Origin of the sequence: Wolbachia endosymbiont of Onchocerca volvulus str. Cameroon, from assembly GCF_000530755.1 — a bacterium.
Taxonomy (GTDB): domain Bacteria; phylum Pseudomonadota; class Alphaproteobacteria; order Rickettsiales; family Anaplasmataceae; genus Wolbachia.
Genome location: NZ_HG810405.1, coordinates 183,762 through 200,117, shown reverse-complemented (window position 1 = coordinate 200,117; position 16,356 = coordinate 183,762). Strand labels below are relative to the sequence as shown.

Below are 16,356 nucleotides of genomic sequence, written 5' to 3'. Positions count from 1 at the left end.
CTATTTCCATCCCTTATTTAAAATATCTAAGAAACTATTATTTGGTGAAAGTACGAATTTAGTGTTATTTCCAGTAAACGATTTACTATAAGCATTCATAGAACGGTAAAAATTAAAAAACTCTTCATCGGCCTTAAACACCTCATTATAAATCCTGGTTGCTTCAGCATAGCCACGCCCCCTTATTTCATAGGCTTCTTTTACTGCACTAGCAATAATTTCCCTTTTTTGTTTATCAGCTTTTGACCTAATTTCTTGCCCTATTTGTTCTCCTTTTGCTCTTATTTCTTTTGCTTCTTTTTCTCTCTCAGTTTGCATACGGCGGAATATTGCAGAACTATTCTCTTCTGGTAAATCTGCTCTTTTAATTCTCACGTCTATTATCTCTATACCAAACTTTCCAGCTTCAGAGTAAACTCCACGCTGGATTAATTGCATAACTTCTGACCTCTTTTCAACTTCTGACCTCTTTTCATTCAATAAACTAATCAGTGAAAATCTGACTATATTTTCTCTTAAGTGAGCTTCTATGATTGGATACAATCTTCTAATCAATCCTAACTCATTTTTCACAGTTTGGTAAAAAGTAACAGGATCAACTATTTTATATTTTGCATAAGCATCTACTATGATGCGCTTCTGATCTGCAGTTATGACTTCTCTTGCAGTTGTATCTGGGCTTAAATCTAAAACTCTCTTATCAAAAAATTCTACATTATTTATAAATGGCAACTTAAAATACAAACCACTTTTTTTAATATCCCTTACAACTCTACCCAATTGCATAACTATTGCTTGCTCTGCTTCCTGTACTACAAATATCGAATTAAATAAGAAGACTAGCAAAACAGCAAATATAAAAACAAAAGCAATTTTAACGTTACTAAGCATAACTATTTCCCTAAGCTTGTAAGAGGTAGATAAGAAAACACACCCTTCAAATCATCAGTGATAACAATTTTATCTACTTGATTAAAAATATTTTCCATAGTTTCGAGATAAATACGGCTCTTAACAAGAGAAGGATTATGCTTATATTCTTTATAAAGAGAAAAAAAACGATTTGCATTACCTTTTGCTTCGCTTATTATCTCATTCTCATATGCTTCCGCATCTAGCTTTATCTTTATTGCTTCACCTTTTGCTCGAGGTATAATATCATTACCATAAGCATATGCTTCATTTATAATACGCTCTTTATCTGCACGAGCACTTTGTACATCTCTGAACGAACTAATTACTTTTTCTGGTGGATCAATTTTTTTCATTTGAATAGATAAAATCTCTATACCCATTTGGTACCCATCAAGAATCTGTTGCAGTAAAGTTTTAGTATCTATAGGAATTTCTTGTCTACCTTGACCAAGTGCAAAAGAGATTGTGTTTTTACCTATTATTTCTCTCATAGCACTTTCAGCAGCATTTTTAACACTAAAACCAGGTTTATAGTCCCGCACTTTGAACAAATAATCCTTAGCATCTTTAACGCGCCATTGAACCTCAAAATTAACGTTAACTATGTTTTCATCCCCAGTAAGCATCACACCTTCACCACGATCTGCATCTCTCCCATAGGAACTACTTACCCCAATTTCTTCACGATTTACTTCTTTAACATTTACTTTAAAAACCTTACCAATGGGGTAAGGAAAGTGATAACGCAAACCAGGTGTTTCTGTATTAGAATATTTACCAAAAATAAGTTCTATACCTTCTTCACTTGGGTGAACAATATAGAAACCAGTACAAGCGTAGAAAAATAAAATAACAAAAATAATTAAATAAGGTTTTCTGCTGCCATTTCTTGTTAAACTAATAAAAAAATACCTTACCTCAGACACAGCCTTACTAAAAGTATCTTCATTATTAGAGATTTTACTCCTTATCGGTTTCTTCCCTAAATTCCAAGGATTGTTCTCATCAAACACAATAACTAACTCTATAATTAATACACTAATATTACCCCTTTAATAGGAAATTGCAAATCTATTTTATTCACGGGTGAATCACCGGAATAGAAACTGATTGTATACTTTTCTCTATGTGATATGGTCGACTCTATAAAATTTTCTGGCTTTATTTTAAATTCCTTGTTGTCGTTTTTGAGATGCACTATGTTTCCGTAAAGATCAGTATAGTAACAAAATGATAAAATCATTGCTATTACAACTGTGATACCTAAAAGTATAAATATTCCTTTTTGTTACCTAATAAGCGCTTTAACTCAAAAAGCTTTCAGTTTCATTTTTTTATGCTTCCAGAAAACACTTTAAGTAGAGCTATTTATAGGTAAGTTAACACTAACTTAAGAATTGAAGTGTACAATATAAACATATTTCATTAATAATGAGGTTTAAAATGTTAAATCACAGCAGAACAAATCCAGGTATTATTAACGCACAACTTCAGCAAAATCAACAATACAGCAGCTCTACACCTTCTTCAAGTGACCTATTGCAACAGATGCAATTCTTAGAGAAGAGAGTAAAGTCATTAGAAGTAACAAACAAAGTGATACTTGGTTTGCTAATAGGTACGGCTATAACGGTGGGTGCTAGTTTTGCTATCGCAGCTGCTCCAGTAATTGCCAGTAGTATAGTAAGTGGGATATTTGCAACTGTAGCATTTGTGATACTTGGTACAGCTGTACATAAACACAGGGTAAAAATAAAAAATAGCTTCAAATATGCTGCAGACAAAACTAAAGATGGTGCTGTGTGCGCTAAGGACTCAGTAAAAGAAGCTGTAAGTTATATAGGGCAAGCAGCAAGAGAGGAAACTAGTTCTGCACTGAAAATAATAGGGAATAAGATGAATAATTTTGGTAAAAATATATCTAATCTAGATGAAATTTCATATTCAGTAGATCACCAATGTCAAACTGTTGTTTTAAAAACAGAAGAAAAAACGAAAAATTTCAACAGTATAAAGGAAATGTTCATTAAGGAGGTTTTTGAGGATAAAGCTGTAGGCAACTCTGTTTTAACCAAAAAGATATTCTCCGAGCTGAAGGGAAAAATATTAGAAAAAGCTTATTCTGTTGATGGTCAGCAAGGTTTCAAAAAGGATCAGTTAATTAATCAATTAGGACAGCAAGCAGATTTTGTTAGTGGGTTAAACGCTAAGAAATTACAAAATTTGTTAGCTCAAGATGACAACAATCTTTATGAAATTTTCTCTGAACATCATGATGAGATTAAGAGAGTCGTTAAAGGATGCAAAATAGAACACAAACTTTCTAATGTTATGGAAAAGCTTAATGGAACGGCAAAAAAGCATAGAAGTAGAAAAGGTTCGATACAATCTATTGACAGCTCATTAGAAAATAGTTCACCAGATGTTGGTTCTATGAAAACTGCCAGTACTACTATTGGCTCTAGTTTAGATTCTAAAAGCTTTGTAACAGTCAATTCTAATCTTCTTAAAAGATGCCCTTCATCTAGTAGCTTAAGCAGTAGTTCTGCTGATAGAAGAATCAATCTACTTGGTTCTTCTTCAAAATCAATCGTGATTACCGAATCAGATTGCAAGGTAAAAAAACAAGCTGACCTTAAAAAAACAAGCTATCTGGATAGACTAGCAAAACAACAACCTTCTACAAATATGGCTGTTAAAACTGACGTTCAATTACATACATCTATGCAAGCAGTTGCAGCTGGTAAATAAAGACAAACAAAACTAACTACTTTTCCTAAAAGGATGTTACTCGTTGAGTAACATCCTCTTTTGTTTTTTTCTAACCGAAAGTTTAATTTAAAACATTCCATCTTCGCGTATTTTGGTGGATGAACATTTCAATTTTTACAGGTAATTTGAGTAATAGGTGATTTCGCATAAATAGTCTAGACGCTTTTCTGGCAGGGAATTGCTTTTAAACTAAATGGAGGTTCTGAAAGAAGCTCTGCCTATTTTCTCTTGATGAATTAAGCTAAGTAAAGTATAGTAAAAATACGTTTATGTAGGTTTCTAATGGATAGTATAGTTTTAGTTTATACAACTTTTTCAAATCTAGAAGAAGCTAGAGCTATTTCTGAGGAATTATTAAACAAAAAGTTAATTATATGTGTCAACATATTTCCTAAAGTAAATTCTCTATATTTATGGAAAGGTGAAATTCACAACAGTTATGAAATAGTGACAATTATGAAAAGCAGAAGCGATCAAGTAGATGGAATCATAAAAAAAATTGAGGCAATGCATTCTTATGATCAGCCAGCTGTTATAGTAATACCAATAGAAAAGACAAATAAATCTTTTACTAATTGGGTTAATAATGTTTTGATATAAACAAGTATTGGGGTGTAGCCAAGTGGTAAGGTAGCGGTTTTTGGTACCGCCATGCGAAGGTTCGAGTCCTTCCACCCCAGCCATATCGAAGAGGATGTAAGTGATACCACTTTTCTATAAATTGAGGCTATTAAATTACATACTAAGCAGCCTAAAAGACATAACTGTAAAGTTATTCTTACTTATAATCTACCTTTATGCATCCAGTATTGTACTCATGTTTCTTAGCAACGGCTTTTGGTATACTGCAAAATGCGGCTCTTTTAAAAGAGCATTTTACCATTTATTTCAATATTGCAAATGGTACTCCAACAATAGAGGAAACCTGAATTATGGAATTTCTTTTAGGATGTTGATAGCATTTCTTGCTCCGCATTTTCTTTATAAGTTATTTCTAAGCACAGGATGGAAACTCTTTTTAAAGGAAAAGGTAAAAAAGATACTTAAATTCATGATCAAAGGCAAAAAGAATAGTAAAGCAAACGACAGCAGTTATAAAAGCAAAGATCATTGTGGTTACAACAATGAACGTCATGCTCAAGAAAAACAAAAAATAGCCATAATAAAGCAGCTTTTAATTGAAGATATAGAAAAAATTATAGACAAAAGACTAAACGATATCTTCCTTAGTGAAAGGAGGAAATCCCATTAGTATATACAGAAACCTTTACCTGTTTTTTTAGTTTGGCTGCATTTTATTTTTGCATATATCAGATTATAACCAACTAATGTACATGCGTGTACAGAGAAATCTCGGCTAAAGCCTAATAATCAAAAAAAATAGCTTTTTGTCTTTTTATAGTGCTTATTGTATTAATTACTACCTTGTGCTACTTTAACTCCCACAGTGTACGATACCATTCATTATATACTACCTGATGTACTGTACTATTTATCTCATAATGATAAAAAACTCTTTGAAATTGAAACCATTTGATATATGTAGTACTTCTTTAAGTTAAAAGTTCAAATTTTAAGTAATTTAAGTTTGACTATGTAATACTGTAATTCATCTGTTACATTTTAGTATAGATTAACACTAACATACAGAATAACAGTTCCCAAATCATCAATCAGGTATCATTGTTCCTCTATATTTTATTGTCCTAAAAGTTTTTTTTGGTGCTCTTAGCATATGATTGTGTATCACGCACTTGAAAGTAACAACTTGCTGACTATCTTAAAAATATCATTTTGAAGATGGATAATACTATATCTTTTTATGCTATTACTGATAAAAATATTATTCTTACTGCTTCATCCATACACTCTTACGAGTAGGTACCAATGGATATATATTTTTAACGTGTTACCTTAATAATTGATAGAAGTGGAAAAGACCATAACCCTTAAGCCCCTCATTATAACCTTTATTATACCTTACCAAAACAAGTCAAATTTTGCAATTTTTCTTACCAGATGCAGTTAAGTACAAGTAAAAAGATAATTTTATCCTTTACATATAAAGAGATAATTCAGATTACAGTTATTATAATAAACAACACTACATAAAACTGCTTATTAATATACACCAACATAAGTAACAACTACCTTAAGGTTACCAACTTCTATATTACCTATTCATTATAAGGAAGCAAATAAAGCGAAAAAAATAAAACAAAATGTTAACCTTTAGAGAATAAAAAACATTACCTTGGAGCAAGCAGACCCTGCCCCAAAGTTTCATTTATTTAAAAGTCATTCATTCTGCCCATGCCACCTGCTCCCATAGGAGATGAAGCATTTTCATCCTTATTTGGTATATCAACTATCATAGATTCAGTAGTAATCAGCACGCTTGCAACAGATATCGCTGTTTCAAAAGCAATACGAACAACTTTTGCCGGGTCAATAACACCAGCAGCGAACGCATTAGCATAACTCATAGCTTCAACGTTATATATAAGCTCTTTATTATTCTGCTTAATTAAATAGTCAATTATAACAGCAGACTCAAGACCAGCATTTTTGACTAACCTCTTAATAGGGACACTGAGAACTTTCTTGATAATATTTATACCTATTTGCTCTTCATCATCTGCACCTTTCAGCTTATCAAGAGCAGATGAGGCATAAAGAAGCGCAACTCCACCACCCGGAACTATACCTTCCTCAATTGCAGCTCTTGTTGCGTGCAACGCATCCTCGACCCTATCTCTACGTTCTTTAACTTCTAATTCAGTTGCTCCACCAACTTTTAGTACAGCAACACCACCTGATAATTTTGCTAAACGCTCTCTTAATTTCTCTTTATCATAATCAGAAGTTGAAGACTCAATTTGAGATTTAATCTGCTCAATTCTAGCTTTTACTCTGTCAGTAACTCTATTTTCGCTAACAATTGTAGTATTATCTTTAGTGATTTTAACATTTTTAGCAATGCCAAGGTCTTCAAGAGTTAGGTCTTCCATTTTAATCCCAAGTTCATCTTTTATGACATACTTAGCATTAGTTAAAGCTGCTATATCTTCAAGCATCTCCTTTCTTCTATCACCAAAACCTGGAGCTTTCACTGCAGCAACTTTTAGACCTCCACGCAACTTATTAATAACTAAAGTACTTAATGCTTCACCCTCAATGTCTTCTGCAATGATAAGTAAAGGTTTACCAGACTTAACAACAGCTTCAAGAATAGAAAGCAAAGGCTGAATAATATTAAGTTTTTTCTCTGTAATTAAGAGATATGGATCATCAAGCTCCACAATCATTTTCTCATTATTTGTAATAAAATACGGAGAAAGATAGCCACGATCAAACTGCATACCAGTAGTAAGCTCAACCTCTAGTTCTTTTGAACCTTTACTTTCTTCAACAGTAATCACACCTTCTTTTCCAACCTTTTTAACAGCATCAGCAATATTACTACCAATACTTCTATCACCGTTCGCAGAAATTATAGCAACTTGCGCTACTTCATCTATCTTTTCCAAAGAAATTGTACGAGCCATTGAAGCAACTTCTTTTAATACTACATCTTTTGCTTTCTGCATTCCATTCTTGATACTGATACGATCATTTCCAGCAGCAATTGACTTTGAAGCCTCCACTATCATACCACTAGTTAGTATTGAACATGTTGTTGTACCATCACCAACTTTATCATTACATTGAGAGCAACTTTGAGCAAAGATACTGGTTATTGCAGCGTTCAATGGTTTTTCAGGCTTGATACCCTTCATTACCTTATAACCATCTTTTGTAATTTCTGGTGCCCCATAAGGCTTATTAATCCCTACTGTTTTTCCTCTAGGTCCTGCAGTTACTGCTACTGTTGAGTCTATTACTGCTGCAACTTCACGAAAAGCTTGCTGTAACTGCTCACCTGATACTACTACATTAGTCATCTTTATAACCCCTTACTAATAAAAAACTCAGAAAACTATAATAAAATTACTCGTAATACACTATATTGTGCTTTATTCTAATTTAACAAAATTAAAGACTGCTACTTAACGATAGCAAGTATATCGGACTCCTTCATTACGATAAACTTTTCATCACTATGCTCTATCTCCGTACCAGCCCATTGACGATAAAACACTTTATCACCAACTTTTACAGTTAAGGACATACGCTCACCACTTGGACTACGTGAACCTTGACCAATTGCTATAACTTCACCTTTAGTAGGTTTCTTTTCAGCACTTGACGGAAGCATAATTCCACCCTGTTTCTCTTCGCTGATAGGCTTGATTAGAACACTATCATCCAATACACTTAAGTTTATGCTTGACATTTGTTTTCCCTCATCAACAAATTAACCTACAAGCTTATATATGTACTAGCAAATTAGATTTCAAGGGCTCGAACTCTTAAAATGTTGAAAGAGAAGAAACATCTAGTATTGTATAGTAAGATTTAGACTTATTAACAGAAATTGCATGAGTTATATACCATTAGAAAATCGTAGTGTAGTAGTCCTATATGGCCCAGATACAAAGAATTTCCTGCAGGGCATTATAACAAACGATATCAATAATCTGAGTAGCCAAAAAGCTATTTATTCTTTATTGCTTAATTCTCAAGGAAAGTACTTATACGATTTTTTTCTCATTAAATGTGGTAAATATACTTTACTGGAATGTGAAAACACGTACCTGCAACAAATTATTGAGAAATTAAATTTGCTTAAAACCTACCTAAGAGTGAAAGTTAAGAATGTTAGTACACTATATAGAGTTGGAGTTTTGTTTAATACTAAATCAATAGAGTATAGTAATGAATCGCAGATTATTTTTCAGGATCCAAGGCACAAGTCTTTAGGAATGAGAATAATACACAAAGATGAAATAAGTCAACCAATTGGAGATTTTATTCAATATGAAAGAGTTAGAATTGAAAACCTTATTCCAGATGGAACGAAAGACATGGTACAAAATTCGTCGTTTCCGCTGCAATATTTAATCGATAAAATAAATGGTATAAGCTTTAATAAGGGATGTTATATAGGTCAGGAAGTTGTAAACCGAATGAGTAGACAAGAAACACTCAGAAGAAAACTTTATCCTGTTGAAGGGAATAATACGCTTCCGAATATTGGAACTAAAATAATAAATGAAAGTAATGAGGAAATAGGAGAGCTGCGCTCTACTATAGATAAGATCGGACTTGCATTGCTTAACACTGGAAAAAGTTATACAAATTTGTATGCCAATGGAGTTAAAATATATGTGCGCTAAGATGTGGGATTTACAGCTAAAGCTCTAAGACAACACATAATACTGATTGTAAAAAACAGACCTAAAAGCTACTCGACAAGTTTCAGTAACTGCATCAGCATAGTCTGCTTCTAACCTCAAAACTTATTTTTGATCTACAAATTCAATAATAAAATTCAGTAAAAAATTAAAGGTGTTTTTTATAGGTTACATAAAATTATAGTAGCCATCTATTTTTTGAATTTTTTCTACATTTAACCAAATCGTACTTTAATTAAGCACCAGTAAAGAATTACTACCACCAATTTAGAGGGTAAAGAGTTAAAACCAGCCTACAAGTTCTCTCTGCCTTCTTTGATTTAGTAATTTTCCTAAGTATTTGTAATTAAAAGAATCCAAAAGGAGATGTTACTCCAGTAGTTAACATGTAACCATATAAACATTAAGCTTTGCAAGCGAATGGTATCATCCAAATCACTAATATCGTAGATGATCAAAGAGAAAAAGAACTAAACTACTTTCTTATACCATGCATTTTCCCTTCAAAGTACAAAATATTTAACATATCAAATTCTATACTTAATAATTAAGTTAACTCTTTATTAATTTAAAGAATAAGGTATGTAAAAAGCATAAAAAAGTTTTCTAAGTAGATTGCTAATCACACAGAAGTTTTACACATTTTTTTGGAAATTTAAGCTGCAAAAACCATTTTAGTAACTTATCGAATCTAATTTGTTCTTTAAAGCTTATCAATAGTGAAACAAAATTGCTACATCAACTACTAATTACAATACATTCCAAGCACAATTCTAAACTAAAATAGGAATAATACTACAATTAATAATTAAAAGAATTTTATTTAGATATTTTGAGAACCAGAAAAGAACTCTATATCACTGGTAGTCATAATCTCAAAAGAAGAAATAGAGGATGGTTATATAACCTACCATAAATTCAGCTGAATGCAAGATAGCAGTAAACGACTTTACGGGTAATAATAAACCAAAAAAAATAAAAGAGTTATTACATTTAGCAAAATAATAAAAAATCAAGATATACGCTCAACTTCCAATTGTACCTAAAGTTACAAGTCCTGTATCTAAAGTGTCTGACAAGCGGCAACACATCAAGTTTAAAAACTACCAAGTTAAAAGCAAAACAACACACTGCTAGTGCTTGGTTAAGCTATTAACTTATAATCATGTAGCAAACCATTTACATAAACAGTATCTCTTAAATGCTCTTTTTTTCTTTTCCTATATACACAAAAATTAGATAGCATTATAAGTAAGATTTTTTCGTGTTTTGATGCTTTCGAGTTCTATATTTCTTGGGTTAAATTTTCTTTCTTTATTATTATTTTGCTATATTAGTATAAAAAAGAGCAAGGAACTGAGTGAAAAAAAAATAAATGCAGCAAATCTTGAAGACAACTTATATAAGTTAGAGCGTGAGCTTCAAGAAACAAAACAGATTTTACTATGTAAAAATGAGGAAATAATAAATTTAAAAGTAAGCAATGCAGAACTTGAAATAACCTTGCAAAAAGAACGCGAGGAGAAGAAGAGAGAAATAAGGCTATTAACAGAAGCAGAAGAAAGGCTTACAAACACTTTTAAGGCATTGTCTCTCGATGCTTTACAGATAAATAATAATAATTTTCTGAGCTTAGCAAAGGAAGCAATTAACAATAAATTAAAAGAAACAGAAAGTGATTTTAAAAAAGGAAAGACAACACTTAATGAAGTTGTAGCTCCAATAAAAGAAAGATTGGAAAAATTTGATAGTGAAATACGTGAGCTAGAAAAGGAAAGGATAGGAGCTTATGAAGGCTTAAAAGAGCAAATTGGAGTGTTAATAAACCAAACTTCCAGTCTTGCTAACGCTTTAAGAAAACCTCACATTAAGGGAAAATGGGGCGAAATACAGTTAAAAAGAGTAGTGGAGATGGCGGGAATGATTGAATACTGTGATTTTTTTATTCAGCCGTCAATAGTTGATAAAAATGAGGATAATTTATTACGCCCTGATTTAATAATCAAGATGCCCTCTGGAAAACAAGTAATAATAGATGCTAAAGTGCCGCTTGATTCTTACCTCGATGCTATATCGCAAAATGATTTAAAAATACAAAGAGAGAAATTAAAAAATCATTCCTTGGCAATAAAAAAACATATAAGCTACTTGAGCAAAAAAGAGTATTGGAATCAGTTTGAAAATACACCAGAGTTTGTGGTGCTTTTCTTAACAGGGGAGGGAGCTTTTAGTGCAGCATTAGAGCATGATCCTACTTTAATAGAGATTGGAATAGAAAAAAAAGTGATTATTGCAACACCGATTACTTTAATTGCACTACTAAGAACAATAGCATATGGGTGGAAACAAGAAATGATAGCCGAGAGTTCAAAAAAAATTAGTGAATTGGGCCATATTTTATATGAACGCATCTGTACAATGGGCAAAAATTTTAATAATTTAAGAAAAAGCTTAAAAAGCGCTGTTGATGATTATAATAAAACTACTGGTTCGCTTGAAGCAAGAGTGTTCCCTGTTGCTCGGAAATTTAATAAGCTTGGCATACACACAAAAAATAAAGAATTAAGTGTTGCAAAGGAACTCGAATTTTTACCACACAACTTACATGCTAAGGAGCTGAAAGTAGATTAGGTTTCTTACTCCGTCATTTAGGCATTATCTTAACCGCTATTTTTTCAATTTAAGAAACCTCTTCTTAACTCTTCAATTTCACTAACGGAAAGCTGATTCTCTTTGATATCTTTACCCGAATAATGCAATTAGATTTACATCTAAGCTTATCAAAATAATATATAATAATCTGATTAAGATTTTAGCATTACCACCTTCCTTTGAAAAGGTAGCATACAGACCCTCCAGTATGCTCAAGCTTTTTATTTAAATTCTTATTTTTCATGATCACTAAGAAACAGCATTCTCAGTATTAACATCAATAATAGAAAACCCTCTTCTCTTAAAAGAAAAGCTTCACTAAGACTTTTGTTCATTTCACTCTTCATTAAAAGAGTTTTCCCATTTAAAATAAATTTATGTTTACCATAATTTCAACATAACGTCTGATCAGGAACATCGCTTAATTTGAGTAAGCTATTCATAAACCTTGTTTTCTTAGTTTGTTTCTGCATAAAGAAGTAATAAATGCCTATTAAAAATGATCTATTACTTTAAAGTAGTAGTGATTCTTTATCCAATGTAACTCCTCTACATGAATATCTTTTCCTTTTCTATTTCCATGAAATAAACTATGTCAAATTTCATCGCCGATCTTACTAAACGTTTTTTAGCATATACATAACAGTAATTGGTTTTCTCATCCTCTTATTTAATTATTACAGCTTATTGTGTTCAAGATTAAGTTGAAAATTTATGTAGTAGCAACTCTAACCACTTAAAATTCTCAGTTTTTCTATAGACCTTTTTATTGTGCATTCTACTGCATTGAAGAGAAAACATACCAGAACTATTTCTCCATTTTTGTTGATAAATTTGAATTACAGCGTATCAACTAGATTAGACTCCAGCAAATTAACACCTTGAGAATAAAATAACATTGTGAAAATGGTTCTTAACCCTTTAGCAAGCAAAACGCGAGACTTTTATACATTGTTATGTACAATGTTTTTAAGTTTATGGCAAACTTATCTTGTACTACAGTTGCTATATTTATGTCCTTTTATCAAACTCTTTCAGATTTTTTCTCACTCTTAAAGTTACTTACAAAAGTCCTAATACTTATCCAACTTAGCTACTATAATAATAAACTACTGAAGCAAAAATTTATTCTGCAACATGCTAATGCATAATTTGCAAATATTTTACTAAATTCTAACTTCACGAGTTAAAATGATATCCTCCTCCTGTCATCATAAATAGCCAATAATGGAGCCTAAAATATTGCTTTAATCACAAAAACTTAAAAGACTACGAAGTAAAAGAAACTATGTGATTGCTGGTTTCAATCCTACTAATCCTTAAAACTGGTGCTGACAATTCTTTCGCCTGATTTAAGCGCAATTTAGAACTGAATGCAGAAAAAACTTACAAGACATGTAAGCTACCATAATTTTATACAATTTATAAAAATACCTTAAGTTTTTACTATATTTTTGTCATTGAACCTACAGATCAAAAATAAGTTTTAGAGTTAGAGATAACCTTAATGGTGCACAAAATGGTTGTTAAAACTTGTCAAGCAGTTTTTACATTTGTGATCTATCTAACTTTTGAATAAATTTCATTTGCATCTCTTGTACACTACTTTCTATTTGCTTTATTTGCTCTATTAACCTTCCCTCTAAGCCAAAATTACCACTGAGCCTTGCCTTGATTTTTTCTTTTTGTAATATATTCAATTCTTTCAGTAGCACTATGTTATTCCACACAATTTCTGCTGATTTTCTCTCGTTTAATTGACTGTTCAGTACACTAGTTTTTTTAAATATAAACTTTACAACCTCAATATCATCAGACTGTTCAAACCTCTGTAATAAAGTCTCTTTATTAAATATACTTCCATTATTTACAGCATTAATCACACGCCGTTGTAATATTTTCATTTTTATATTAGTAAATTCAAAATGAGAAAACTGTTCAAAAAATATAGGATAATGTAAGATCTTAGGAAATTCTATTGCTATACGTAGAATTATAGCCTGATTTTGTTCCGCTTCAATTAGCTCTGGAGATTTATTGTAAAAATACTCACTTTTTGCTATTCTAATTTTACTATTGAAAATGTGCTTTTTAAAGCCTCTTCTTAATTCACTGGTTTTATCATAAAAGTAATCTCTGTAGTATCTTTTAATACTACTGTTACCTATAGCATTGATATATCTCATGAACTTGTGCTCAAGAATTGAATATTTTTCCGGAGTAGGTTTTTCATAGCCTCGGAGATTACTATTGACTATGTGACGCCATAGATATTCAGAATGCAGTTCTGTTGAATGATCAAGTGCAGAAAGCACATCTTCTTTTTTATATTTCAGTTCGTTACATATATCATATGGATCTTTATTTTCTGATAAAGTCACAAACTTTAATGTGTATCCAGGTTTAAGAACTGATAGAGCAAATTCTGCAATTCTAATTGCAGCATTACATCCAGCACCATCGCCATCCATGCATATGGAAATTTCTTTAGCAAACCTCCATAGATTTTTTATCTGCTCTATAGAAGTTGCAGTGCCAAGCGTGGCAACTGTATTGCTAATTCCTGCTTGATGAAGTGCTATCACATCGATATACCCTTCAACAACAAATACGTGTTGTTTTTTGAGTATTTCGCTCAAAGCAAAGTTTAATCCATATAAGTTTTCCCTTTTCTTAAATAGCTGGCTCTCTGGACTGTTTAAATATTTTGGCTTCTGCCCAGAACTTAACGCACGCCCACCAAAACCAATAACTTTGCCTGTGATATTGCATATAGGAAACATCAGCCGATTACAAAAATAATCACGAAAACTTTTATTTACTAAACCAATATCAGCCAAAATTTTATCTTCAATACCGGAAGAGTTCAAATATTCTTTCAAACCAGAGCTTGGTGCATAACCTATTTTAAATCTATCTATAATTTTAGGTAAAATCTTACGCTCTTTTAGATAAGCTACAACACCCTGATTCCTCTTCTGTACAAACCAATTTGCAGCTAAACTTAGCACTGAAAACAGTTTGTCACTTTCCTTAAACTTAGCAGCACTGAAGTTTTTATGCAACTCAACACTTGTAACTGACGCCAGTCTTTCTAATACTTCTTTAAAGCTCAAGCCCTCAGTCTGTGAAATAAACTCAAATGCATCACCACGAGCTGAACAGCCAAAACAATAATATAATCCTTTAATATTGCTCACAAAAAAAGATGGAGTTTTTTCGTTATGAAACGGACAGAGTCCAACAAAACTGTCTCCTCTTTTTATTAGCCTAACTTTCTTACCTACTATGTCAGATAATAATAACCTTGACTTTATAATATCTATGCAATCCATTCTATTAAGTTAGTAGTAGGATAAGAATTATATAGTACTTATACATATTTAACTGAAAATTTATTTCAAATTTTAAGACTAATAAAAGATCATTAGCACTAGACAACTTGACAAAAAAACAAAATAAATTATTTATATCAAATACCTTTAAGCCATTATTCTTAATATGTCAAATATAATATCAATTGCCTCAGATCATGCTGGTTATGAATTAAAATCAGAGATAAAACCTTATCTGAAAACACTAGGTTATACAGTGACAGATCACGGCTGCACTGCTGAACAAAAGAGTGTAGATTATCCAGACTATGCTATTAAGGTTGTAAAAAATATAATAAACAGAAAAGCAGATTATGGAATATTAATTTGCGGCACAGGGTTAGGCATGAGTACTGTAGCGAATCGCTTTGAAGGAATTTATGCTGCTTTATGTGATAGTGTTGAAATTACAAAATTGGCTCGCGAACACGGTAATGCAAATGTACTGTGTCTTGGCGCAGGGTTCACTAACAATGAGTTAGCAAAAGACATAGTTAAACAATTTCTCGAAACAGAGTTTTCAAAAGAAAGCAGGCATAAAAAACGTCTTGATAAGCTTAGCAATATCAGTAGAAAAAAAAACACACAAACTTATAATGAAGACGAGGTGTCAAAATTTGCTAAAATAGCAAGTGAATGGTGGAATGAGGACGGCAAATTCAAGCTATTACACATGATGAACCCTGTGAGAGGATCTTACATTATAGAGAAAATAAAAGAGTTTAAAAAATGCGACTTAAATGAAATATCACTTCTTGATGTTGGATGCGGTGGTGGTATTTTATCAGAGTCAATGGCACGCATTGGTATTAATGTCGTAGGAATAGATATGTGCGAAGAAAACATAAAAGCAGCACAATCATATACAAAAAAAGTAGGGTCAAATATAGAATATATACACACTAGTATTGAAGAATTAAGCAACAGCAAAAAATATGATGTAGTTCTACTTATGGAAGTAGTTGAACATGTGAATAACTTAGAGTTTTTTATGAAAAAAGCGGTAGAGCTACTAAAACCAGAGGGGCTGATATTTATATCCACAATAAATAGAACCATTAAGTCCTTCTGTTTTGCAATAATTGGTGCAGAGTACATATTAAACTGGCTGCCAAAAGGTACACATAATTGGAATAAATTTCTCAAACCATCAGAAATTGCAAATCACCTAAGAGAAAATAACGTAACGTTACAAAGTATGACTGGTATGACATATAATGTGATAAAGCGTGAGTGGAATTTGACTCAAGACGTGAGCATCAATTACATACTGTGTGGCTTAGCGAATGGTTAACCTATTGATTTTTATTACTAGTGCAGGTACGATTAAACTTTAAGTATTACAT

The 16,356-nt window shown here is 31.8% G+C and carries 12 protein-coding genes and 1 tRNA gene; 7 read left to right on the top strand and 6 right to left on the bottom strand.

What is annotated here, in order from left to right:
* The 3 genes from hflC to WOVOC_RS04635 are packed head-to-tail and all read right to left on the bottom strand — an operon-like array spanning position 1 to position 2,158.
* A complete protein-coding gene (hflC, locus tag WOVOC_RS00775) occupies positions 1-891 on the bottom strand; it encodes a protease modulator HflC (protein ID WP_025264012.1) in 891 nt (296 codons plus the stop codon).
* A gap of 2 nt (positions 892-893) precedes the next feature.
* Positions 894-1,928, bottom strand: a complete 1,035-nt coding sequence (gene hflK / locus WOVOC_RS00770; protein ID WP_025264011.1) for an FtsH protease activity modulator HflK — start codon at positions 1,926-1,928, stop codon at positions 894-896.
* Positions 1,929-1,945: 17 nt separating this feature from the next.
* Positions 1,946-2,158, bottom strand: a complete 213-nt coding sequence (locus WOVOC_RS04635; protein WP_155981144.1) for a hypothetical protein — start codon at positions 2,156-2,158, stop codon at positions 1,946-1,948.
* A gap of 200 nt (positions 2,159-2,358) precedes the next feature.
* On the opposite strand from WOVOC_RS04635, the gene WOVOC_RS00765 reads away from it, so the two are divergent.
* From WOVOC_RS00765 to WOVOC_RS00750, 4 genes are all read left to right on the top strand, one after another.
* Complete coding sequence (locus tag WOVOC_RS00765; RefSeq protein ID WP_052317717.1) at positions 2,359-3,666, top strand: actin-bundling T4SS effector WalE1 family protein; 1,308 nt, start codon at positions 2,359-2,361, stop codon at positions 3,664-3,666.
* Between the two features lie 303 nt (positions 3,667-3,969).
* Positions 3,970-4,287, top strand: a complete 318-nt coding sequence (gene cutA, locus WOVOC_RS00760) for a divalent-cation tolerance protein CutA (RefSeq protein ID WP_014869025.1) — start codon at positions 3,970-3,972, stop codon at positions 4,285-4,287.
* 8 nt (positions 4,288-4,295) lie between these two features.
* Positions 4,296-4,370: transfer RNA gene (locus WOVOC_RS00755), tRNA-Gln, on the top strand.
* A gap of 134 nt (positions 4,371-4,504) precedes the next feature.
* Positions 4,505-4,939 carry a hypothetical protein gene (locus tag WOVOC_RS00750; RefSeq protein ID WP_242368916.1) on the top strand — a complete coding sequence of 145 codons (435 nt, stop codon included), beginning with the start codon at positions 4,505-4,507 and terminating at the stop codon, positions 4,937-4,939.
* Between the two features lie 1,039 nt (positions 4,940-5,978).
* On the opposite strand, the gene groL is transcribed toward WOVOC_RS00750, so the two are convergent.
* Together groL and WOVOC_RS00740 are read right to left on the bottom strand one after the other, a co-directional pair.
* Positions 5,979-7,631: a chaperonin GroEL gene (groL, locus tag WOVOC_RS00745; protein ID WP_014869024.1), complete on the bottom strand. Its 1,653-nt coding sequence runs from the start codon at positions 7,629-7,631 to the stop codon at positions 5,979-5,981.
* 101 nt (positions 7,632-7,732) lie between these two features.
* Positions 7,733-8,014: a co-chaperone GroES gene (locus WOVOC_RS00740; RefSeq protein ID WP_025264008.1), complete on the bottom strand. Its 282-nt coding sequence runs from the start codon at positions 8,012-8,014 to the stop codon at positions 7,733-7,735.
* A gap of 154 nt (positions 8,015-8,168) precedes the next feature.
* Here WOVOC_RS00740 and ygfZ point away from each other — a divergent pair, with 154 nt between their 5' ends.
* Positions 8,169-8,966, top strand: a complete 798-nt coding sequence (ygfZ, locus tag WOVOC_RS00735; protein WP_014869022.1) for a CAF17-like 4Fe-4S cluster assembly/insertion protein YgfZ — start codon at positions 8,169-8,171, stop codon at positions 8,964-8,966.
* Between the two features lie 1,290 nt (positions 8,967-10,256).
* The gene (locus WOVOC_RS00730) at positions 10,257-11,615 is read left to right on the top strand and encodes a DNA recombination protein RmuC (RefSeq protein ID WP_025264007.1); all 1,359 of its coding nucleotides are present in this window, start codon (positions 10,257-10,259) and stop codon (positions 11,613-11,615) included.
* 1,568 nt (positions 11,616-13,183) lie between these two features.
* Here WOVOC_RS00730 and dnaG read toward each other — a convergent pair.
* Complete coding sequence (gene dnaG / locus WOVOC_RS00720) at positions 13,184-14,971, bottom strand: DNA primase (RefSeq protein WP_025264006.1); 1,788 nt, start codon at positions 14,969-14,971, stop codon at positions 13,184-13,186.
* Between the two features lie 166 nt (positions 14,972-15,137).
* Here dnaG and ubiG point away from each other — a divergent pair, with 166 nt between their 5' ends.
* Complete coding sequence (gene ubiG / locus WOVOC_RS00715; RefSeq protein WP_025264005.1) at positions 15,138-16,304, top strand: bifunctional 2-polyprenyl-6-hydroxyphenol methylase/3-demethylubiquinol 3-O-methyltransferase UbiG; 1,167 nt, start codon at positions 15,138-15,140, stop codon at positions 16,302-16,304.
* Positions 16,305-16,356: the final 52 nt, after the last annotated feature.

Bases quoted from the DNA above. Each gene is read 5' to 3' on its own strand.
- hflC (WP_025264012.1), bottom strand. From the start codon at position 891: ATGCTTAGTAACGTTAAAATTGCTTTTGTTTTTATATTTGCTGTTTTG.
- WOVOC_RS04635 (WP_155981144.1), bottom strand. From the start codon at position 2,158: ATGATTTTATCATTTTGTTACTATACTGATCTTTACGGAAACATAGTG.
- WOVOC_RS00765 (WP_052317717.1), top strand. From the start codon at position 2,359: ATGTTAAATCACAGCAGAACAAATCCAGGTATTATTAACGCACAACTT.
- cutA (WP_014869025.1), top strand. From the start codon at position 3,970: ATGGATAGTATAGTTTTAGTTTATACAACTTTTTCAAATCTAGAAGAA.
- WOVOC_RS00750 (WP_242368916.1), top strand. From the start codon at position 4,505: ATGTTTCTTAGCAACGGCTTTTGGTATACTGCAAAATGCGGCTCTTTT.
- groL (WP_014869024.1), bottom strand. From the start codon at position 7,631: ATGACTAATGTAGTAGTATCAGGTGAGCAGTTACAGCAAGCTTTTCGT.
- ygfZ (WP_014869022.1), top strand. From the start codon at position 8,169: ATGAGTTATATACCATTAGAAAATCGTAGTGTAGTAGTCCTATATGGC.
- WOVOC_RS00730 (WP_025264007.1), top strand. From the start codon at position 10,257: ATGCTTTCGAGTTCTATATTTCTTGGGTTAAATTTTCTTTCTTTATTA.
- dnaG (WP_025264006.1), bottom strand. From the start codon at position 14,971: ATGGATTGCATAGATATTATAAAGTCAAGGTTATTATTATCTGACATA.
- ubiG (WP_025264005.1), top strand. From the start codon at position 15,138: ATGTCAAATATAATATCAATTGCCTCAGATCATGCTGGTTATGAATTA.